Annotated in this window: 20 protein-coding genes; 15 read left to right on the forward strand and 5 right to left on the reverse strand. The window is 67.9% G+C overall.

Annotated features, from left to right (window positions below):
* The first annotated feature begins 75 nt into the window (after positions 1–75).
* From A9973_RS20275 to A9973_RS20290, 4 genes are all read left to right on the forward strand, one after another.
* On the forward strand, positions 76–1,101 hold the full coding sequence (locus A9973_RS20275) for a tripartite tricarboxylate transporter substrate binding protein (RefSeq protein ID WP_183015477.1): 1,026 nt from the start codon (positions 76–78) through the stop codon (positions 1,099–1,101).
* Positions 1,101–2,054: a hypothetical protein gene (locus A9973_RS20280; RefSeq protein ID WP_183015478.1), complete on the forward strand. Its 954-nt coding sequence runs from the start codon at positions 1,101–1,103 to the stop codon at positions 2,052–2,054. Before A9973_RS20275 ends, A9973_RS20280 begins: the two co-directional genes overlap by 1 nt.
* A 94-nt stretch (positions 2,055–2,148) precedes the next feature.
* Entirely contained in the window at positions 2,149–2,838 is a 690-nt protein-coding gene (locus A9973_RS20285) for a YafY family protein (RefSeq protein ID WP_183015479.1), read from the forward strand.
* Positions 2,839–2,907: 69 nt separating this feature from the next.
* Positions 2,908–3,321: a VOC family protein gene (locus A9973_RS20290; protein ID WP_183015480.1), complete on the forward strand. Its 414-nt coding sequence runs from the start codon at positions 2,908–2,910 to the stop codon at positions 3,319–3,321.
* A 45-nt stretch (positions 3,322–3,366) separates the two neighbouring features.
* Here the strand turns inward: A9973_RS20290 and A9973_RS20295 are convergent, their stop codons facing one another.
* The gene (locus tag A9973_RS20295; RefSeq protein WP_183015481.1) at positions 3,367–4,503 is read right to left on the reverse strand and encodes a pyridoxal-phosphate dependent enzyme; all 1,137 of its coding nucleotides are present in this window, start codon (positions 4,501–4,503) and stop codon (positions 3,367–3,369) included.
* 96 nt (positions 4,504–4,599) lie between these two features.
* On the opposite strand from A9973_RS20295, the gene A9973_RS20300 reads away from it, so the two are divergent.
* On the forward strand, positions 4,600–5,511 hold the full coding sequence (locus tag A9973_RS20300) for a LysR family transcriptional regulator (RefSeq protein ID WP_183015482.1): 912 nt from the start codon (positions 4,600–4,602) through the stop codon (positions 5,509–5,511).
* A 25-nt stretch (positions 5,512–5,536) separates the two neighbouring features.
* Here the strand turns inward: A9973_RS20300 and A9973_RS20305 are convergent, their stop codons facing one another.
* Both A9973_RS20305 and kynU read right to left on the reverse strand, forming a co-directional pair.
* On the reverse strand, positions 5,537–6,946 hold the full coding sequence (locus A9973_RS20305) for an amino acid permease (protein ID WP_183015483.1): 1,410 nt from the start codon (positions 6,944–6,946) through the stop codon (positions 5,537–5,539).
* Between the two features lie 79 nt (positions 6,947–7,025).
* On the reverse strand, positions 7,026–8,276 hold the full coding sequence (gene kynU / locus A9973_RS20310) for a kynureninase (protein ID WP_183015484.1): 1,251 nt from the start codon (positions 8,274–8,276) through the stop codon (positions 7,026–7,028).
* Between the two features lie 139 nt (positions 8,277–8,415).
* Here kynU and A9973_RS20315 point away from each other — a divergent pair, with 139 nt between their 5' ends.
* The gene (locus A9973_RS20315; RefSeq protein WP_006222611.1) at positions 8,416–8,889 is read left to right on the forward strand and encodes an Lrp/AsnC family transcriptional regulator; all 474 of its coding nucleotides are present in this window, start codon (positions 8,416–8,418) and stop codon (positions 8,887–8,889) included.
* Positions 8,890–8,914: 25 nt separating this feature from the next.
* Here A9973_RS20315 and A9973_RS20320 read toward each other — a convergent pair whose 3' ends face one another.
* Positions 8,915–9,547 (reverse strand): hemolysin III family protein, encoded by a 633-nt coding sequence (locus A9973_RS20320; RefSeq protein WP_183015485.1) that lies wholly within the window; start codon positions 9,545–9,547, stop codon positions 8,915–8,917.
* A 102-nt stretch (positions 9,548–9,649) separates the two neighbouring features.
* Positions 9,650–10,726: a P1 family peptidase gene (locus tag A9973_RS20325; RefSeq protein WP_370539514.1), complete on the reverse strand. Its 1,077-nt coding sequence runs from the start codon at positions 10,724–10,726 to the stop codon at positions 9,650–9,652.
* Between the two features lie 203 nt (positions 10,727–10,929).
* On the opposite strand from A9973_RS20325, the gene A9973_RS20330 reads away from it, so the two are divergent.
* From A9973_RS20330 to A9973_RS20370, 9 genes are all read left to right on the forward strand, one after another.
* Positions 10,930–11,712: an amino acid ABC transporter substrate-binding protein gene (locus A9973_RS20330; RefSeq protein WP_183015486.1), complete on the forward strand. Its 783-nt coding sequence runs from the start codon at positions 10,930–10,932 to the stop codon at positions 11,710–11,712.
* Positions 11,713–11,796: 84 nt separating this feature from the next.
* Complete coding sequence (locus A9973_RS20335) at positions 11,797–12,477, forward strand: ABC transporter permease subunit (RefSeq protein ID WP_183015589.1); 681 nt, start codon at positions 11,797–11,799, stop codon at positions 12,475–12,477.
* Entirely contained in the window at positions 12,474–13,232 is a 759-nt protein-coding gene (locus A9973_RS20340; protein WP_183015487.1) for an amino acid ABC transporter ATP-binding protein, read from the forward strand. Before A9973_RS20335 ends, A9973_RS20340 begins: the two co-directional genes overlap by 4 nt.
* Before the next feature lie 144 nt (positions 13,233–13,376).
* On the forward strand, positions 13,377–14,597 hold the full coding sequence (locus tag A9973_RS20345; protein WP_183015488.1) for a CaiB/BaiF CoA-transferase family protein: 1,221 nt from the start codon (positions 13,377–13,379) through the stop codon (positions 14,595–14,597).
* A gap of 21 nt (positions 14,598–14,618) precedes the next feature.
* The gene (locus A9973_RS20350; RefSeq protein ID WP_370539515.1) at positions 14,619–15,416 is read left to right on the forward strand and encodes an enoyl-CoA hydratase/isomerase family protein; all 798 of its coding nucleotides are present in this window, start codon (positions 14,619–14,621) and stop codon (positions 15,414–15,416) included.
* 97 nt (positions 15,417–15,513) lie between these two features.
* Positions 15,514–16,737 (forward strand): CaiB/BaiF CoA-transferase family protein, encoded by a 1,224-nt coding sequence (locus tag A9973_RS20355; protein ID WP_183015489.1) that lies wholly within the window; start codon positions 15,514–15,516, stop codon positions 16,735–16,737.
* Positions 16,734–19,064 carry an acyl-CoA dehydrogenase gene (locus tag A9973_RS20360; RefSeq protein ID WP_183015490.1) on the forward strand — a complete coding sequence of 777 codons (2,331 nt, stop codon included), beginning with the start codon at positions 16,734–16,736 and terminating at the stop codon, positions 19,062–19,064. Before A9973_RS20355 ends, A9973_RS20360 begins: the two co-directional genes overlap by 4 nt.
* 44 nt (positions 19,065–19,108) lie before the next feature.
* On the forward strand, positions 19,109–20,080 hold the full coding sequence (locus A9973_RS20365) for a tripartite tricarboxylate transporter substrate binding protein (RefSeq protein ID WP_183015491.1): 972 nt from the start codon (positions 19,109–19,111) through the stop codon (positions 20,078–20,080).
* A gap of 63 nt (positions 20,081–20,143) precedes the next feature.
* The gene (locus A9973_RS20370; protein WP_183015492.1) at positions 20,144–21,106 is read left to right on the forward strand and encodes a LysR family transcriptional regulator; all 963 of its coding nucleotides are present in this window, start codon (positions 20,144–20,146) and stop codon (positions 21,104–21,106) included.
* Positions 21,107–21,111 lie beyond the last annotated feature (5 nt).

The raw sequence follows: 21,111 nt of genomic DNA on the forward strand, positions 1-21,111 counted from the left end.
GGGCAGCGCGGCCCGGCTTGGCTACAGTCGCCGGCAGATCGGGCGTTTCGCACCCGACACCTGGAGACTTCCTCAATGGGCCCCCTACGCCTGATCGCCGCGCCCTGGTGCGCGGCCGCCCCCCGCCGCTGGCGGATTGCCGCCGGCGCCGCATTGACCGGCGCGGTGCTGGCGCTTAGCGCCGTCCAGCCCGCCATTGCTGCCGACTTCCCCACCCGCCCGATCACGCTCGTCGTGCCCTTCCCCGCCGGCGGCACGCCCGACATCCTGGCACGCATCCTGAGCGAAAACCTGGCCCGCCGCCTGGGCCAGCCGCTGATCGTGGAAAACCGCGCGGGCGCGGGCGGCAATATCGGCGCGCAGGCGGTGGCGCGCGCCGCGCCAGACGGCTACACGCTGCTGATGTGCGCGTTCGGCTGCACCGTCGCACCGTCGCTCTATCAACCCGCCCCGTACGACATCGTCAAGGATTTCGCGCCGGTCGCCATGGTGGGCACCGTGCCCAGCGTGCTGGTCGTCAATCCCAACGTGCCGGCCAAGACGCTGCCCGAGCTGCTGGCCTATGCGCGCGCCAACCCCGGCAAGCTGAATTCGGCCTCGTCCGGCGTGGGGGGCTCGGCCCATCTGGCCACCGAGCTGCTCAAGCAGCGCGCCGGCATCGATCTGGCGCATATCCCCTACAAGGGCGCGGGCCAGGTCGCCGCCGACCTGCTGGGTGGACAGGTCGACATGTACTTCGACAATCTGCCGGCCTCGCTGGCCAACATCCGCGCGGGCAAGCTGCGCGCGCTGGCCGTGGCCAGCCGCCAACGGGCGCCCGCCATCCCGGACGTGCCGACCTTTGCGGAAAGCGGCGTGCCCGACTTCCTGATCACGCCCTGGTTCGGCGTCATGGCGCCGGCCCGCACGCCGGACGCCACGCTGGCCACGCTGCATGACGCGTTCACCGATGCGCTGGCCGCACCCGAAGTCGCCGCAAAGATGCGCGAGCTGGGCGTAGAGACGGCCGCCGGGCCGCGCCAGGCGCTGGGCGAATTCGTCGCCGCCGAAACCGCACGCTGGAAGGATGTGATCCAGGCGAACCACATCAAGGCCGAGTGATGGCGGCGGACCAGGCGGCCCCGATCCGTCTGCGCGACATGGGGTCTTTCCACGTCGGCGGCCACGACGCGCGGCTGTCCGGCCTGCCGTGCCGCCAGGTCGTCATGGCCGAAGGCGGCCAGCCCGTCTCGCTGGATCCGAACGGCACGTATCGCGTCGAACAGATGTACGCGCAATATTTCCTGTCCGAACCCGCCAGCGGCCGCCCGCCACTGGCGTTCTGGCATGGCGGCGGCATGACGGGCGCGGCCTGGGAAACCACGCCGGACGGCCGTGAGGGCTGGCTGAACGCCTTTCTGCGGCGCGGCTGGGACGCCTACCTGTGCGACGCGGTGGAACGGGGCCGCGCGGGCTATGCGCTGGTGCCCGAGATCTGGCCCGAAGCGCCCATCGTGCAAACGCGGGAAGACTGCTACACCCGGTTCCGCATCGGCCAGCCGGGCACGCGCCCGGGACCCGACAGCGCCTATCCGAACACCCAGTTCCCGGTAGCGGCTTTCGACCGCCTGGCCGCCCAGATGGTGCCGCGCTGGGTCCATACCGACGCGGCCATCCTGCAAGGCTATCTGGCGCTGCTGGACCGGGTCGGGCGGATGATCGTCGTTTGCCATTCCCAAGCGGGCGTCTTCGGCATCCGCGCGGCGCACGCGCGCCCCGGCCAGGTACGCGCGGTGGTCGCGCTGGAGCCCGCCAGCATTCCCCAGCTTGCGCCCGACGCCGACTACCGCACCCCGACGCTGATCGTGATGGGCGACAACATGGACACCGACCCGCGCTGGCCGCGGATGCGGGCGCGCGTGCAGGACTTCGCGCGGCGCTACCCTTGCGTCACCGTGCTGTCCCTTCCCGATCTGGGCATCGCGGGCAATTCGCACATGCTGATGATGGACCGCAACAGCCAGGACCTGGCCGCGCGGGTGCACGACTGGCTGATGCGGTTGCCGGCCGGCTGACGGGTCTATCGGTCGGCAGGTTCACGGGTTAGCGGATTCACCGATTACTGCCATTTCATGGCAGCATTAGGCCATCTGCTTCCCTCCCTTCGCCATGTCCCGCACCGAACGCCTGCTGGAGCTGCTCCAGACCCTGCGCCGCCACCGCCTGCCCGTCAGCGGCCACCGGCTGGCCGCCGAAATGGGCATCAGCCTGCGCACGCTATACCGCGACATCGCCACGCTGCAATGCCAGGGCGCCGAGATCGAGGGCGAGCCCGGCGTGGGCTATGTGCTGCGCCCCGGCTTCATGCTGCCGCCGCTGATGTTCAGCACGGAAGAGATCGAAGCCCTGGTGCTGGGCACGCGCTGGGTGGCCGGCCGCTCCGACGAGCGCCTGGGGCTTGCCGCCCGCAATGCGCTGGCCAAGATCGGCGCCGTGCTGCCGCAGGAACTGCGCGACGAACTGGACGCTATTCCGTTGCTGGTCGCCCCCAGCGCCAGCGCGGTCATCGACCGGGTCGACGTGGCCCTGATCCGCCAGGCGATCCGCAACGAGTGGAAACTGGAAATCCAGTACCGCGACGATAAGGGGCAAGAATCCGCCCGCGTGATCTGGCCCTTCGCGCTGGGCTTTTTCGACAGCGTGCGGCTGGTCATGGCGTGGTGCGAACTGCGCCAGGACTTCCGGCATTTCCGCACCGACCGCATCGCCGCGTTGACCGCCGGCGACCGCTATCCCCGGCGCCGTCACGCCCTGCTGAAAGAGTGGCGCGCGATCCATCAGGAATCCAGGAAAACCTGACGCACACTACTGCCAAAAACTGACAGTACCCCTGCCTATCATGAGCGCATCAACCACCAGGAGCGCCTCATGTCCGACACCAACTATGTCCTCTTCTACGTCGAAAAGCCCCAGGCCAGCGCGGCGTTCTACAGTGCGCTGCTGCAACGCGAGCCCGTCGAAAATTCGCCGACGTTCGCCCTCTTCGTGCTGGACTCCGGCCTGAAGCTGGGGCTGTGGTCGCGCCACACGGTGGAACCGGCCGCGGCCGGCCGCGGCGGCGCATCCGAACTGGCCTTCGCCGTGGCGGACCCCGACGTCGTCGACCAGCGCCATCGTGAATGGAGCCTGCGCGGCCTGCCCATCCTGCAAGCCCCCACCGATGCGGATTTCGGACGCACCTTCGTCGCGCTGGATCCCGACGGCCATCGCCTGCGCGTGTTCTCGCTTGCCCCCGAGCTGGCCGCGCCGAACGAACGCACCGCAGCCGCCCAGGCCACTTGATCGCGGCGCGGCCCCGTCCACACCCGCAACGGGGCCGCGGGCCGTTCATGCGGCCGTCGAATACAGGTCCGTCATGAACTGCGTGGACTTGATGCCGGTGCCGGTCAGCAGCACGACCGTGCGCTCGTTCGCCTGGATCGCGCCACGCGCCTGCAGCACCTCCAGCGCCGCCGCAGCCGTGGCGCTGGTCGGTTCGGCGTACAGGCCCGACAGGGCCAGGCGCTTGACTGCCGCCACGATGTCCGCTTCCGGCACCGCCACCGTCTGGCCGCCGCTGGCGCGTATGGCCTGCAACACCTCGCGCAGCCGCACCGGGAGCTTGATGGCCGTGCCTTCCGCTACCGTGGGCTGCACGTCGCGCGGCACCGGCCCGTCCGCGCCCGCCTGGAAGCTGGCGTCCACCGGCGAACAATTCAACGGTTGCGCCACGAACAGCCGCGGCAACCGGCGGATCTGGCCGGCCGCCAGCAGCTCGGCGAACCCGATGGCGCAGCCCAGCACGTTGCTGCCCGCGCCAGCCGGGATCACGACGTTGTCGGGCGCCTGGAAACCGAAGTCTTCCCACATCTCGTAGGCGATGGACTTGGTGCCTTGCAGAAAGAACGGCTGCCAGTTGTGGCTGGCGTAGAAGATGTCTTGAGACGCGCGGATGGCTTCGGTCTGCGAATTCTCGCGCGGGCCTTCCACCAGTCGCACGTCGGCGCCGAACGCGCGGATCTGCGCCACTTTGGCAATCGATGTGTAGGCGGGCGCGAAAATGGTGACACCCATGCCCGCTGCCGCCCCAAAGGCCGCGATGGCCGCGCCGCCGTTGCCCGAGCTGTCCTCGGCGACCGCCGCAATGCCGATCTGGCGCAGCCATGACAGCATGACCGCCGCGCCGCGATCCTTGAAGCTGCATGTGGGGTTGAACCATTCCAGCTTGAAATGCGGCCGCAAGCCGCCCCATGCGCGCTCGACCATTGGCGTGCCGCCCTCGCCCATCGATACCGGCGCGGCGATGTCCTGCGGCAAGGCGGCGCGATACCGCCAGATGGACCGGTCGCGGGAATCAATGTCGTCGCGCGACATGCCCGGCAGCGGCGAGATCATCAACGGCGTGTGTTCGTCGGAGCACCAGCGGGCATCGGTGATGGGATAGCGTCCGCCGGAAAGCGGGTCCATATAGAAGGGCTGCGGCATGATGGAGAAGATGAAGGCGGAAAGCCGCCAGTCTAGGCCCGACGCCCGGCAATCTGTTGCAATATCATGTTGCGATAAACGCAATGGAGAATCCGCATGGAACGAGGCGCGCTATGGGAATACCAGGTGTTCTGCGCCGTGGCCGAACGCCAGAGCTTCGTGCTGGCCGCCCGCTCGCTGGGCGCCTCGCCCAGCGCCGTCACCCGGGCCGTGCAAGCACTGGAACGCCAGGTCGGCGCGCAGCTGCTGTTGCGCAGCAAAAGCAGTGTGGTGCTGACGCCGCAGGGCGAAAGCTATTTCCAGTCCGCGCGCGAGCTGTTGCGGCTGGAGGCCCAGGCGCGCGACGATTTGCAAGACGCGCAGGGCGGCGTGCAGGGACGCGTGCGCTTTTCGGCGCCTGACCTGCTGGGCGTGGCGCTGCTGCCCGCCGTGCTGCGCCAGTACGCCGACGCGCATCCCGGCGTCAGCATGGACATCCTGTATACCGACAAATGGGTGGACCCGATCGCCGAAGGCCTGGACTTCGCGATCCGGGGCGGCTTTCCCGCGTCCAGCGACCTGCTGGGCGCGCGTCTCTGGCCTTACGACCGGCTGCTCTGCGCCAGCCCGGACTATGTGCGCCGCATGGGCCTGCCCCGCGAACCCGAAGACCTGAAGGCGCATCGGCTGGTGATGCACACCGGGCCCCGCGTGCTGAAGGACTGGCACCTGCGGGACGGCAAGCGCATCGTGCGCTTGCACGCCGAACCCGCCGTGCGCGTCAGCAGCGGCAGCGGCCTGATGGCGATGGTGCTGCAAGGCATGGGGATCGCGCGCCTGGCGGATTGGGCGGCCCAACCGGAAATCGAACGGGGCGCCCTGGTGCGCGTATGCCCGGCCTTTACCGTGACGTCGGCGCAAGGCGCCGCGCCGCAGCTGCACGCGGTGTACGCGTCGCGCTCGCTGCCGGCCCGCGCCCGCGCGCTGCTGGCGGCGGTCCGGCAATGCGCGGCGGGTCCGGGGCGTTGATCGGGGCGCTGATGCCCCGGCCGGGTCAGACGCGCTGATCGCGTGTCTGCAGGACGACGGCTTCGCCGCGCTTCTTGAACAGCAGGAAGTACAGCGCGGCCAGGACCAGCAGGAACGGCACGCCGAAGGCCAGCGTCATCTTGAACACGCCGGTGAAAGCCGTTGTGACCAGAATCGCCAGCATCGCGACGGCGCCCAGCAGCGTCAGCGCCGGAAAGCCCGGCATCCGGAACGACAGCGCGGCGCCCCCTTCGCGCGCCCAACGGCGGCGGAAGCAGTAGTGCGTGACGAAGATCATCATCCACGTGAACAACGCGCCGAACATCGAAATCGCCATCATCAGCGTGAACGAGGTCTCGGGGTACAGCGCATTCAGCACGGCCGCGATGGCGATGCCGCTGGTGGACAGCAGCAGCGCGTTCAGCGGCGTGCCGCTGCCGGTCAACCGGCCGAACGCGGACGGCGCATGGCCCGCGCGCGACAGGCTGAACATCATGCGCGTGGTGATGTAGAGCTGGCTGTTCATGGCCGACAACGCCGCCACCAGCACGATGAAGTTGATGACCCCCGCCGCACCCGGAATCTCCAGTGCCTGCATCACCTTCACGAACGGGCTGCCGCCCTTGCCCGCTTCGTCCCACGGCACGATGGCCAGGATCAGCGCGAGCGTCAGCAGATAGAAGACGACCAGCCGGACGATGGTGGCGCGAAACGCCTTCTTGACGGCGCGTTCCGGGTCTTCGGCTTCGCCCGCGGCCACGGCGATCATCTCCACGCTCAGGTAGCTGAAGATCGAGATCACCACCGCGATCCACGTGCCCCACACGCCGTTCGGGAAGAAGCCGCCGTGCGAGGTGTACAGCGCCGTGCCGTACTGCGGATTGCCCCAGACCACATAGGCGCCCAGGATGATGAAGGCCACGATCGCGGTGATCTTGATGGTCGAGAACCAGTATTCGATGGTGCCGAAGGCCTTGACGCTCATTGCGTTGATGAAGATCAGTGCCGCCGAAAACACGCACACCCATTGCCAGCCGGGCACGCCGGGGAACCAGTACTTCATGTATTCGGCCACCGCGGTCACTTCGGTGCCCACCGCCAGCACCACGCACGACCAGTACGCATAGCGCACCAGGAAGCCCGCCAGCGGGCCCACGTAGTGCTCGGCATAGGCGCCGAACGAACCGGAGGTGGAATGGGCCACCGTCATTTCGGCCAGGCAGCCCATCAGCAGCAGCGTGATCAGCCCGCCGATGGCGTAGCTGATGATCACGCTGGGACCGGCGAACCCGATGGCGAACTTGCTGCCCAGGAACAGGCCGGTGCCGATGGCGCCCCCGATGGCGATCATGCTCATCTGGCCCGACGTCAGGCGCCGCTTCAAGCCCTGTTCGCGCTCGGCGATCCGGCCGAAGCCCTGTTGTTGTTTTTGCATTGTCTCCTCCTTGTACTGCGCTCTCTTCCTGGATGTAGGGCCGGTCCGGCCCGCGCGATAAGGCAACGCGTCAGGGCGTTCAGGTCACGGCGGACCGCTGCTTGAATTCGGGCTTGTCCCAGGCGCGGCTATCCAGCACGTCCTTCAGGATATCCACCGCGTCCCAGACGTCGGCATAGCCGAAGTACAGTGGCGTCAAGCCGAATCGCAGCACCTCGGGTTCGCGGTAGTCGCCGATCAGGCCGCGCGCGATCAAGGCCTGCATCACCTCGTAGCCGTTGGGATGGCAGAAGCTGACGTGGCTGCCGCGGTCGGCGTGCTTGCGCGGCGTGACGAGCGTCAGCGGATGGCCCGCGCAGCGCTCTTGGACCAGCGCGATGAACAGGTCGCCCAAGGCCAGCGACTTGTTGCGCACTTCCGCCATGTCGGCGGCATGGGCCACGTCCAGGCCGCACTCCACCAGCGACAGCGACACGATGGGCTGCGTGCCGCACAGGTAGCGGCGGATGCCGCCGGCCGGCTCGTAGGCCACGGCCATGTCGAACGGGCGCGTGTGGCCCCACCAGCCGGACAAGGGCTGCCAGAAGTCCTTGGTGTGGCGCGGCGCCACCCAGATGAAAGCGGGCGATCCCGGGCCGCCGTTCAGGTATTTATAGGTGCAGCCGACAGCAAAGTCGGCGCGGGCGCCGTTCAGGTCCACCGGCACCGCCCCGGCGGCATGGGCCAGGTCCCAGATGGTCAGCGCGCCGCGCTCGTGCGCCAGCGCGGTCACGGCGGCCATGTCGTGCATCTGGCCGCTGCGGTAGTTCACGTGCGACAGCAGCATCACGGCGACGGACTCGTCCAGCGCCTTGTCCAGCGGCAGCTCGTCATCGATCAGGCGCATCTCGTAGCCCTGCTGCAGCAGGTCGATCATGCCCTGGATCATGTAGAGATCGGTGGGGAAGTTGTCGCGTTCGGACAGGATGACGCGGCGCGCCGGCTGCTTGTCCTGCTGGATGCGCAGCGCGGCGGCCAACGCCTTGAAGATGTTCAGCGACGTGGTGTCGGTCACGACCAGTTCGCCCTCGCGGGCGCCCAGCAGGGAGCCCAGCTTGTCGCCCAGGCGGACGGGCAATTCGAACCATCCTGCGGTGTTCCAGCTGCGGATGAGGCCCGTGCCCCATTCCTGCGTGATGACACCGGCGGCGCAGGCGGCCGCGGCCTTGGGCATCACGCCCAGGGAATTGCCGTCCATGTAGAGCACGCCGGGCGGCAGCTCGAAACGGTCTTTCAGGGCGGCCAGGGGGTCTTTCCGGTCTGCGGCGACGCAGTCTTCACGCGTAGTCATGCAATGCTCCTTCGGGCAATATCCTGCAAAACAGGATAGCAGCGCGAGCAGGCCGGAATATTGCAAAATCGGGCGTGGCTTACCCTAAGATTCCGCAGTAAATTGCACGAAACCCAGATTTTTAGAATTGGATTGCACCATGCAACTTGACGCGATCGACCAGCGCATCCTGTACCGCCTGCAGGAGAACGGCCAGCTCAGCAACCAGGACCTGGCCGAACAGGTGGCGCTGTCGCCGTCAGCCTGCCTGCGCCGCGTGCGGGCGCTGGAGGAAGGCGGGATGATCCGCCAGTACCGGGCCGTGCTGGACGCCGAGAAACTGGGGTTCGAGCTGGAGGCCATCGTCCACGTGTCGCTGGACCAGTCGCGCCCCGGCTGGCACGAGGCGTTCCTGGCCGGCATCGCCGCGCACGACGAGATCACCGAAGCCAGCATCGTGACCGGCGCCTCCAACTACATCCTGACGGTGCGCACCCGCAACCTGTCGGCGTTTTCGCAGTTCGTGGAGGACAAGCTCAGCAAGATCGCCGGGGTGCGCGACCTCTGTTCGCATATCGTCATGCGAAAAGTGAAAGACCGGGGCGGCATGCTGCCGCTGGCCAGCTGGCGTTGACGCCGCCCGCCCCGCTCCGTCGTGTTCAGGCCGGCGTGCCGTAGCGCAGGAAGCCGAACACGGTGACGAAGTGGCAGGCCGATCCGCCCATCACGAACAGGTGCCAGATGCCGTGGGCGTGGCGCCAGCGCTTGTCGTTCACGTAGAACAGCGTGCCCACCGTATAGGCCGCCGCGCCCGCCAGCAACCAGGCCAGGCCGGCGGACGACAGGGCGCCCGCGATCGGGGCGGCGAACATCACCCCCAGCCAGCCCATCGCCAGGTACAGCGGCAAGGCGGGCGCCGCGCCGCGCGCCCACCACAGTTCCCGGCTGATGCCGATGGCGGCCAGCAGCCAGATCGCCACCCCCATCGCCGCGCCCCAGCCATGCGCGACCGGCCCGAACGCCAGCGGCGTGTAGGTCCCGGCGATCAGCAGGTAGATGGCGCAATGGTCCGCCTTGGCCCAGCGTTCCTTGTTGCGGCCGCGGGTGCAGTGGTACAGCACCGATGACGCGTAGACGGCGATCATCGACGCCGCGAACACCACGCAGCTGACGATCTGCCGGGTATCCACCTTCAGCTCGGCCGCGCGCGAGATCAGCCATCCGGACGCGCCCACGGCCAGCGCCAGGCCGGCAAGGTGCGTGGCGCCATTGAATCGTTCGCCCTTGTACATAGAAAGCCCTCTCAGGACACCGGATGCCCGGTGCCCTTCATCATGTCCCCGTCCTGTGACAAGGTGAGGTCAGGACCGGGGCCGGGCAGCCCGGCGGGCGGGTCAGGCGATGAAATCGACGGCGGCGGGGAAGCCCTCGACCGCGCGCGCCGCCAGGATGGCGCGCTGCACCGCGATCGCCATGGCCTCGGCCGCCATGACGCCCAGCAGCATCACGTTGCCCGGTTTGCCCGACGCCCCGGTGCCCAGCGCGAAGATCGTGTCGCCGTCCATCATCGTGTGGATGGGATTGATGGTGCGGGCCAGCCCGTCGTGGGCCATGCCCGCGATTTTCTGCGCCTGCGCCTTGGTCAGCGTGGCGTCGGTGGCCACCACGCCGATGGTGGTGGCGGTGCCGGGACGCATGGCGTTGGGCAGGTCGCCCGCCAGGATGGCGGCGCGCGTGTCCAGCAAATGCTTGCCGTCCGGCGTGCGTGCGCCCGCCAGGATGCGGCCGGTGGCGGGGTCCAGCACGTCGCCCACCGCGTTCACGGCCACGATCGCCCCGACCGTTACGCCGGCCACCGTCAGCGACGCGCTGCCGATGCCGCCCTTCATGGCGCGCTTGGCGCCATACAGCTTGCCCACCGTCGCGCCGGCCCCGGCGCCGACATTGCCCTCTTGCGGCGCGGCGGTCGACGCCGACTTGCAGGCCTGGTAGCCCGCCGCCGCGTCCGGCCGGATCGACGCGTCGCCCACGCCCAGGTCGAACAGGATGGCGGCCGGCACGATGGGCACGTGCGCCACGCCCACATCGAAGCCGATCTTCTTTTCTTCCAAGTAGCGCATGACGCCGGAGGCGGCGTCCAGGCCGAACGCGCTGCCGCCGGACAGCACGATGGCATGCACCTTTTCCACCATGTTCATGGGGTTCAGCAGATCGGTCTCGCGGGTGCCGGGCGCGGCGCCGCGCACATCGACGCCGCCGGTGGCGCCCGCCTCGGCGATGATGACCGTGCAGCCGGTCGGGCGGCGGGTATCGGTGTAATGGCCCACGCGCAGGCCCGATACCTGGGTGATGCTGCCTCCGCCCGGCGTCAGCCGCAAGCCGTCGGCACCCTGCGCGGGCATCACCCCGGCAAACGCCGCCGCGCCCGCTGCCGCCATCATGAACGACCGCCTGTTCCATTGCTGTTCCACACCGATCTCCCTCTCTTTGCCGATAGTTTTCGCCCGGCGCGGAGTGCGCCCGGCGGGGGGTTTCATATGACTTGCAGCTATATTTTTACTATTCCTTATGCTTTGTGGAAAAATAGGCGCGTTGTTAGAGTGCGGCTACGCCGGAGGGTATTGCACACCCGCAAGCTCTCCAGAATGACACCGATCATCCGTGGAGCATTGCCATGAAACTCTTCCGCTCGCTGTTCATCGCCGGCCTTATCCAGGCCGCCGCCCTGACCGCTGCCCACGCCCAGTCCGGCCTGGACCAGATCAAATCCGCCGGCACGTTCAAGATCGGCACCGAAGGCACCTACGCCCCCTTCACCTTCCACGACGCATCAGGCCAGCTTACCGGTTTTGACGTGGACATTGGGCGCGCCATCGCCGAACGCCTGGGCGTGAAGGCGCAATTCGTCGAAGGCAAGTGGGACGGCCTGATCGCGGGGCTGGACGCCAAGCGCTACGACGCCGTGATCAACCAGGTCGGCATTACCGACGCGCGCAAAGCCAAATACGATTTTTCCGACGCCTACATCTCTTCGGCGGCCGTGCTGATCGTGCGCGACGACAACACCACCATCAAGTCGTTCGCCGATTTGAAGGGCAAGAAGTCGGCCAATACGCTGACCAGCAACTTCGGCAAGCTGGCGCAAAGCCACGGCGCGGAAGTGATCGCCGTGCAGGGCTTCAATGAAGCCATCGACCTCTTGACCTCGGGCCGCGTGGAAGCCACGGTCAACGACAACCTGTCGTACCTGGACTTCAAGAAGCAGAAGCCCAACGCAAAGGTAAAGATTGCCGCCACCGACAAGACCGCCGAATTCAGCAATTCGGGCGTGCTGCTCCGCAAGGGCAATCCCGAACTGCAAGCCGCCATCAACAAGGCGCTGGCCGACATCAAGGCCGACGGCACCTACAAGACCATTTCGGTCAAATACTTCGGCACGGATCTGTCGGCGCAATAAGCGGGGGGCACGCACATGACGCTACCCTCCTGGCTGCAGGCCGTCATGCCCGATTGGCTGCTGGCGCAAATCGGCTCGTGGACCGTGCCGGCCTGGGTGCAGTTGATGGCCGATTCGTTCTGGCCGCTGCTGCACGCCGGGCTGGTGTTCACGGTGCCGCTCACGCTGATGTCGTTCGCGCTGGGTCTGGCGCTTGCGTTCCTGGTGGCGCTGATCCGGCTGTTCGGCCCGGCGCCGCTGGTGGCGGTGGTGCGTTTCTACGTATGGCTGATCCGCGGCACGCCGCTGCTGGTGCAGCTGTTCGTGATCTTCTACGGCTTGCCCAGCGTGGGCATCGTGCTGGATCCGCTGCCCGCCGCGCTGATCGGTTTCACGCTGAACGTGGGCGCCTACAACTCGGAAGTGATCCGCGGCGCCATCGAATCCATCACCAAGGGCCAGTGGGAAGCGGCGTATTCGCTCAGCATGACGCGTGGCCAGGCGCTGCGCCGCACGGTCCTGCCGCAAGCGGCCCGCGTGGCGGTGCCGCCGCTGTCGAATTCCTTCATCGCACTGGTCAAGGACACGTCGCTGGCGGCCGTGCTGACCGTGCCCGAGATCTTCCAGGCCGCGCAACGCATCGCCGCCGTCACTTATGAACCGCTGATCCTCTACACGGAAGCCGCGCTGATCTATCTGGTGTTCAGTTCCGTCCTGTCGGCCGCGCAAGTCCGGCTTGAGAGGCGCTTTGGCCAGCACGCCGTGTTTTCCGAGAAAAGCCGATGATCCGCCTGCAGAAAATCGAAAAATCCTTCGGCGGCAATCCCGTGCTCAAGCAAGTGGACGTGAGCATCGCCGAAGGCAGCGTCACCGCCTTGATCGGCCCGTCGGGCAGCGGTAAGAGCACCCTGCTCCGCTGCGTCAACCTGCTGGAAGTGCCCGACCGCGGCACGCTTGTCATCGGGCCGGAAACGGTGGAATTCGAACCGGGCCGGAAGTTGCCGCGCGATCAGGTGCAGCGCGTGCGCAAGCAGACCGGCATGGTGTTCCAGAACTTCCAGCTGTTTCCGCACCAGACGGTGATCGGCAACGTGATGGAAGGCTTGCTGACGGTGCAGAAATGGCCGTTGGACCGCGCCCGCGCGCGGGCCGAAGAACTGCTGAAGAAAGTCGGCATGTCCGACAAGGCCGACGCCTGGCCCGCCAACCTGTCGGGCGGCCAGCAGCAGCGCGTGGCGATCGCCCGCGCGCTGGCGCCCGCGCCGCGCGTGCTGCTGTGCGACGAGCCGACTTCCGCGCTGGACCCGGGCCTGGCCGCCGAAGTGGTGGATGTGCTGCGCCAGCTGGCGACGGAAGGCATGACCATGCTGATGGCCACGCACGACCTGCGCCTGGCCGCCAGCGTATCGCGCGAAGTGGTGTTCCTGCTGGATGGCGTCGTGGTGGAAGCCGGCGAGTCCCGGACGATCTTCTCGCGTCCCGCCGACCCGCGCACCGCCACGTTCATCTCGACCCTGACGCAGGACGCGGCGCTATCCTGAGATGACTTTTCCCCTGTCTCCCGCTGATCCGCGCCACCCAGGTGCGGCGCGAACCGCATAACAGCTTTGCGCCCTCGGGCCGATCCTGCGGAGCCCTGCAAAACCTAGACTGCCACCAAATCACCGCAGTCAAGGAGAGGGCTTTTGCAACCGCTGTTATCCAACCTGAAAGTGCTCGACCTGAGCCGCGTGCTGGCCGGGCCGTGGGCCAGCCAGATCCTGGCCGACCTGGGCGCGGATGTGATCAAGGTCGAGCGGCCCGGCCAGGGCGACGACACCCGATCCTGGGGGCCGCCCTTCCTGAAGGACGAGCAAGGGCGCGACACGGCGGACGGCGCCTACTTTATCGCCACCAACAGGGGTAAGCGTTCGATCACGCTGGACCTGCAAACGTCCGAGGGCCAGGCGCTGGTCAAGCAATTGTGCCGCGACGCCGACGTGGTGCTAGAGAACTACAAGGTCGGCACGCTGGCACGGCTGGGACTGGACTACGCGTCGTTGTCCGCCATCAACCCGCGCCTGGTGTATTGCTCGGTGACGGGCTTCGGACAGACGGGACCGCGCGCGGCCGAGCCGGCCTACGACTTCCTGATCCAGGCCATGGGCGGGCTGATGAGCGTGACCGGCGAGCGCGACGACAAGCCGGGCGGCGGGCCGCAGAAGGTGGGCGTCCCCATCGTCGACCTGACCACCGGCGTGTATGCGGCGCTGGGCATCGTAGCCGCCTTGCTGCGACGCGCGCAGACCGGCCAGGGCGAGTACATCGACGTGGCCATGCTGGACGTGCAGGTGGGCCTCCTGGCCAACCAGGCGATGAATTTCCTGCTGGGCGGGCGGGTTCCCCGCCGCACCGGCACCGCGCACCCAAACATCCAGCCGCAACGCACCTTCGCGTGCGCGGACGGCGACATCGTCATCGTGGTGGGTAACGACGCGCAATTTGCCACGCTGTGCACGGCGCTGGGCCAGCCCGAGCTGGCGCGCGACCCGCGCTACGTCAGCAACAGCCAGCGCGTGAAGAACCTGGACACGCTCGATCCGTTGCTGGACGCTATCTTCATCACCCGGCCGCGCGCCCACTGGCTGGCCCTGCTCAAGCAGGCCGGCGTGCCGGCCGGTTCGATCAACACGGTGCCCGAGGTGTTCGAGGACCCGCAGGTGCTGCACCGCGGCATGCTGCGGCGCCTGCCCCACGCCACCGCCGGCGAGGTGCCGCAGGTGATGAACCCGTTGCGCTTTGGCCAATCCACACTGCGAGTGGACCGCGCGCCGGCGCTGCTGGGCCAGCACACGGCCGAGGTATTGGCCGAACTGGGACTGAGCGCGGCGCAGATCCAGGACTACCGCGACCGCAAGATCATCTGACCGGACAACAAGGAGACCACTATGAACATGCCGGAGAATCTGGCCGGGCCCTATACCGCGCTGGACGTCCGTATCGACGACGGCGTCGCCACCATCCTGCTGGCCAATCCCCCCGTCAATGCGCTCAGCACGGAAATGATGAACGAGCTGTCGTGGGTGCTGGACCGGATTTCCGAGACGCCCGAGGTGCGCGCGGTCGTGCTGTCAGGCCAGGGCAAGACCTTCTGCGCGGGCGCCGACTTGAAGAACCGCGCCGCCACCATCAAGGGGCCGGGCGACCTGCCGCAGCATTCACGCCGCACTCGCGAGTGCTTCCATGCGATCCGCGAGTGCGCCAAGCCGGTGGTAGGCGCGATCAATGGCGCGGCGCTGGGCGCGGGGCTGGCCATCGTGGCCTCGTGCGACATTCTGCTGGCGTCATCCGACGCCGTGGTGGGCCTGCCCGAAATCAACGTCGGGCTGCTGGGCGGTGGGCGCCACGGAATGCGCTTGTTCGGCCATTCGCGGTTGCGGCGAATGATGCTGACCGGGCTGCGCGTGGACGGCAACGAGCTGTACCGGCTCGGTATCGTCGAGGAAGCGCTGCCGGCCGAGGCGCTGATGCCGCGAGCACTGGAACTGGCGCGCGAACTGGCATCCAAGAGCCCGCTGGCAACCATCCTGGCCAAGCAGACGCTCAACGCCATCGAGGACATGAGCCTGCGCGACGGCTACCGCTACGAGCAGGACATGACGGCGGCCATCGCCAAGACCGAGGACGCCCTGGAAGCGCGCCGCGCCTTCCTGGAAAAGCGCGCGCCGGTGTTCCAGGGCCGCTAGCCGGGGCCCGACGCGACCTATTGCAGCTATCGCGGTGGCGTTGCAGGTGCAAGGCCGAGCGCTACCCATATTTCAAGAAAAATACCGAGGAGACGACATGACGAGCGCGTTGGACGGCGTGAAGGTGCTGGACCTGAGCCGCGTGTTTTCGGGGCCCTGGGCCGCGCAGATGCTGGCCGACTTCGGCGCCGAGGTGATCAAGGTCGAGCGCCCGGGGCGCGGCGACGATGTACGCCATCAAGGCTACCCTATGCCCGGCCGCGATGGCTCGCCCGGTCCGCAGACCTCGTCGTTCGTGGCGATGAACCGCGGCAAGAAGTCGCTGACCATCGACATTTCGCGATCCGAGGGCCAGGCGTTGGTGCGCCGGCTGGCGCAGCAAGCGGACATCGTCATCGAGAACTTCAAAGCCGGCGACCTGCGCCGCTACGGACTGGACTACGCGGCACTGTCGGCGGTCAACCCGCGGCTGGTGTATTGCTCGATCACCGGCTTCGGCCAAACCGGGCCCTACAGCCATTTGCCGGGCTATGACCCGATCTTCCAATCGATGAGCGGGTTGATGAGCGTGACCGGCGTGCCTGACGGCGAGCCGGGCGCCGGGCCGGTCAAGGCGGGCTACTCGGTGTCGGACCTGACCGCCGGCTTTTATGCGGTGTGCGCCATTCTGGCGGCGCTGCGACACCGCGACCAGATATCGGGCGCAGGCCAGCACATCGACCTGGCGCTGCTGGACGCGCAGATCGCGGCGCTGTCGCACATCGGCATGAACTATCTGGCCAGCGGGCAGTTGCCGGCCCGCATGGGGTCGGCCTCGCAGATCACCGCGCCGTTCCGGGCGTTCGAGTGCCGCGACGGGCACCTGATGGTGGCGGTGGGCAATGACTCGCAGTTCAGCAGCTTCTGCGACGTGATCGGCTTGCCGGACTTGGGGCGCGATGCGCGCTTTGATACCAACCCCAAGCGCGCCGGCGCGCAAGCGGACCTGTCGCGGCTGATAGAACCCGCGATGCGCGCTCGCACCGTGCAGGATTGGAACCAGGCGCTGGCGGCGGCCAATGTACCCTGCGGGCCGATCTACACCATGGACCAGGTGTTCCAGGATCCGCAGGTGCGGCACCGCGAAGTGCTCGGCAAGGTGGAGCATCCTCAGGTGGGGCGCATACCGGTCATTCGCAACCCGATCCATTTTTCCGGCACACCGATCACAAGCGGGCTGCCCCCGCCCTTGCTGGGCGAGCACACGGCCGAGATCCTGCGTGCCGAGCTGGGGCTGCGCGAGGATGAGATCGCCCGGCTACGGGAAGCGGGCATCGTATGAGCAGCGTGGACCATGAGCTGATCGAAGAAATCCGCGACAGCGCGCGCGATTTCCTGCAACGCCGCGACCAGCGCCAGCGCATGCGCCGCGCGGCCCCCGTGGATCGCGACTACTGGCGCGAAATTGCCGGCGTCGGCTGGCTGGGCATGAGCGTTCCCGAGGCGCAAGGCGGCCTGGGGCTGGGCTGGCGGGCGATGGCGGCGGTGCTGGAGGAAGCGGGCCGCGCGCAACTGCCGGAGCCGCTGGTGGGCGCGGGCGTGCTACCCGTGACGCTGCTGGCGCGGATCACGCCGGTCGCGGCCGCACGCCGCGATGCGCTGCTGCAGGCAGTGTGCGCCGGCGAAAGCTTGGTCGGACTGGCGTGGCAGGAGACCGAGGGCCAACTGGAGGCCGGCGAGGCTGCCACGGCCTTTGGCGTCAGCGTGATCGAGCGCGAAGGCGCATATGTGCTCAACGGCGAGAAGCGCCACGTCGTGCCGGGCGCCGGCGTCGACGGCTGGCTGGTCACGGCCGACGGCGAACACGGGACTGCCCTCTTCTTCGTCGCGGCCGGCACGCCGGGCGTGACGGCCCATGTGCACGAGCGCGCCGACGGCAGCCCCGCTTGCCATCTGGCAATCGAAGCCGCCATCGTTCCGGCGGAGGCGTTGCTGGCGCGCGATGACGTGCTGGACGCGGTCGACGAGGCGCTGGACCTGGGCCGGCTGATGCAGTCGGCAGAACTCGTGGGCGTGGCCCGGCAGGTGCTGGCCGATTCGGTGGCCTATCTGAATACGCGCCAGCAGTTCGGCCGGCCATTGGCGTCTTTCCAAGCCTTGCAGCACCGGCTGGTAGATACGGCCATGCAGGTCGAGCTGGCGGCCAACAGCCTGCTGGATGCGCTCGATACGCTCGACGCGCGGCCCGACGACGCCACCCTGCGCAAGACGGCGGCCAGCCGCGCCAAGGCCCGCGCCGCGCGCGCGGGGCTCGAAGCCACGCGGCTGGCGATCCAGCTGCACGGCGCCATCGGCTATACCGAGGAATGCGACGTCAGCCTGTATTTCCGCAGCGCGTTGCATTTGGCGGCGTGGCTGGGCAACGCCAGCGCGCACCGCCAGCGCTATGGCGCCCTGGCGGCGCTGCCTGCGTCCGCTCCCGACGGCGACGAGGCCGCGCCGGTGACGGACTTCCCGCGTACGGCCGACTGGAACGGCATGCCGGAAGCGGACTTCCGCCGGCTGGTACGCGGCTTCTTCCGCGCCCGCTATCCCGAACACCTGCGCCATGTGCCGTGGCGGCTGCATTGGGACGAGATCAAGGACTGGTACGACACGCTGTCGCGCCAGGGCTGGATCGCTCCGTCGTGGCCGCGCGAGCATGGCGGCATGGCGTTGTCGCCCGCGCGCCAGATCGCCTTCATCGAAGAGGCCGAGCGCCACGGGGTGGCGCGCGCGCCGGATCAGGGGCTGGTGATGCTGGGGCCGATCCTGATCCGCTACGGCACCGAAGAACAGCGCAAGCGCTTCCTGCCCGGCATCCTGTCGGGCAAGGCAGTTTGGGCACAAGGCTATTCGGAACCGAACGCCGGCTCGGACCTGGCGTCGCTGCGTTGCGAGGCGTTGGTGGATGGCGACGAATTGGTGGTCAGCGGCCAGAAGACCTGGTCCACGCTGGCGCAGGACGCTACCCATATGTTCATGCTGGTGCGCACGGACAAGACGGTCAAGAAGCAGGCCGGCATCAGCTTCCTGCTGGTGGACCTGTCCAGCCCGGGCGTGAGCCGTCGTCCCATCCGCACGCTGTCAGGACACGCGGAATTCTGCGAGGTGTTTTTCGACCAGGTGCGCGTGCCGCGCGCCAATATCGTGGGGGACCTGAATGCCGGCTGGGGCATCGCCAAGGCCCTGCTGGGCTTCGAGCGGCTGTTCAGCGGCAGCCCCAAGCATGCCAACCATGCTTTGCAGCAGATCTTCAGCATCGCGCGCCAGCGGGGCCTGCTGGCCGATCCGGCGTTTGCCGATCGACTGGCCGAGCTTCGCATGGATGCGGCCGACCTGACCGCCATGTATGGCGTGTTCGCCGACCTTGCCAAGGCGGGGCGGACGTTGCCCCCGGAGCTGTCCCTGCTGAAGATCTGGGCCACGGAGACCCACGAGCGGCTGGGTGCCCTGCTGATCCAGATCGCCGAGGAATACGGCGGCGCGGACATGCGGCTGGGCTATGGCAACGGTCAGGTGCACGCGCTGGCGCCGTACGTCAATGCGCTGGCGGCCACCATTTTCAGCGGCACCAACGAGATCCAGCGCAATATCTACGCCAGACAGCTTGGGCTGGAAGGCGCATGACAACAACGCGCCGGCCCCGAGCCGGCGCCACAGGAGAGAGACACATGAAAAAAACAACCGCATTGACGGTGGTGGCCCTGCTGCTGGGCACCGCGTTCACTAGCGCCAGCCAGGCGGCCGCGCCGTGGCCGAGCCAGCCGATCCGCCTGATCGTGCCCTACCCGCCCGGCGGTTCGGTCGACAACCTGGCGCGGTTGCTGGCGCCGGCGCTGGGCCAGCGGCTGGGCCAGACCATCGTGATCGAAAACAAGGCCGGCGCCAGCGGCACCATCGGCGTGGACGCCACGGTACGCGCCACGCCCGACGGCAACACCTTCGGTTTCGGCGTGCCGGGCGCCATCACCGGCCTGCCGCACGTGATGAAGGTGCCGTACGACGTGTCCAAGATCCAGTACGTATCTCTGGTGGCGCGCATTCCGCTGGTGATTGTGGTCAACCCGGCGCTGCCCGACACGACGCTGGGCGCGTTCGTCGAGAGCGCCCGGCGCCAGCCCGGCAAGTACAACTATGGCTCGGCCGGCAACGTCACCACGCCGCACCTGGGCGGCGAACTGCTCAAGCAGCAGACCGGCATCGACATCATGCACGTGCCGTACAAGGGCGCCTCGCCCGCGGTCACGGCGCTGCTGTCCAACGAGGTGCAGATGTTTCCGGGCGACACCTCGGCGGTGCTGGCCTTCATCAAGGCGGGCAAGCTGCGCACGCTGGCAGTGGCCAGCCCGACGCGCTTCGAGGGGCTGCCCGACGTGCCGACCACCAAGGAAGCGGGTTTTCCCGATGTGATCGTGGAATCGAACTACGGCATCATCGCCGCGACCGGCACGCCGCCGGACATCGTGCAGAAGATGTCGCAAGCGATCGCCCAGACGCTGGCCGACCCGGCCCTGCGGCAGAAGATGATCGACCAGGGCGCGATTCCGACTGCGACCACGCCCGAGGCCTACCAGGCGCTGATGCAGGCCGAGTCGAAGAAATGGGGCGAGGTGATCCGGCGCGGCAAGTTGGGGCTGGAATAACCCCATGCCGGGCCGCTTTTGCCCTACCCTTATGCCGTCTCTTTCGTTGCCGCCATTTCGATCATGCCACCTGCCAAAGCCACGGGCCTGAGCCTGGACGTCACCGCCGACCTGCACAAGTGGCGGGCCTTCCTGGCCATTGCGGAACTTGGCAGCATCTCGCGCGCCGCCCTCTACCTGGATCAGGACCAGTCGGTGCTCAGCCGCCGCATCAACGCCCTGGAACGCGAGTGCAACGCGCGGCTGTTCAACCGCACCGGCCGCGGCGTGCACCTGTCCGAAGTGGGCGAACGCCTGTTTCCACTGGTGCGCACCCTGCTGGGCGACGCCGAGCGGCTGGAACTGGAACTGAACGGCGAAGCGCGCGAGCCGGCCGGCGAGGTCACGCTCGGGCTGCTGCCGTCCACCGCGCATCCGCTGATCCGAAGGCTGTTCTCGCGGCTGCGCAAGCAGTTTCCCAAGGTACACCTGAAGATCCTGGAAGGTTCCAGCGGGCAGATCGAGGAATGGCTGACCGACAGCCGCGTCGACATCGCCATCCTGTACCGCTACGGCGACAAGTGCCCGCCGGGCGAACTGGCGCTGGCATCGGTCGATTCTTACCTGGTCGGCGCGGCCGGCGATCCCCTGACGCACGCCGGCGAGGTCGTCTTCGAGCAACTGGACGGCCTGCCCTTCATCCTGCCGGGCGCGCCCAACGGCCTGCGCAATGCGCTGGACGGGCTGGCGCGGGCGCGCAAGATCACCATCGCGCCGCTGATCGAGGCCGATTCGCTGCCATTGATGAAGTCCATCGTCGAACACGAGCACATGTACACGGTGCTGCCGCTGCACGCGGTCTGGCAGGAGGTGCAGGAAGGCCGCCTCAGCATCGCGGCGCTGCGCGATCCCACCATGGGCCGCATCATCTCGATGGCGTTCGCCCGTGCCAAGGGGCCGGGCCGCACCGTCACCGAGGTTGCGGCGCAGATCCAGAGCCTGGTGCGCGAGATCGGCGGCGAAGGCGTGTGGCACGCCAGCCCCTGACGGGG

Source organism: Achromobacter sp. UMC46, from assembly GCF_014170335.1.
Classification (GTDB): domain Bacteria; phylum Pseudomonadota; class Gammaproteobacteria; order Burkholderiales; family Burkholderiaceae_B; genus Achromobacter.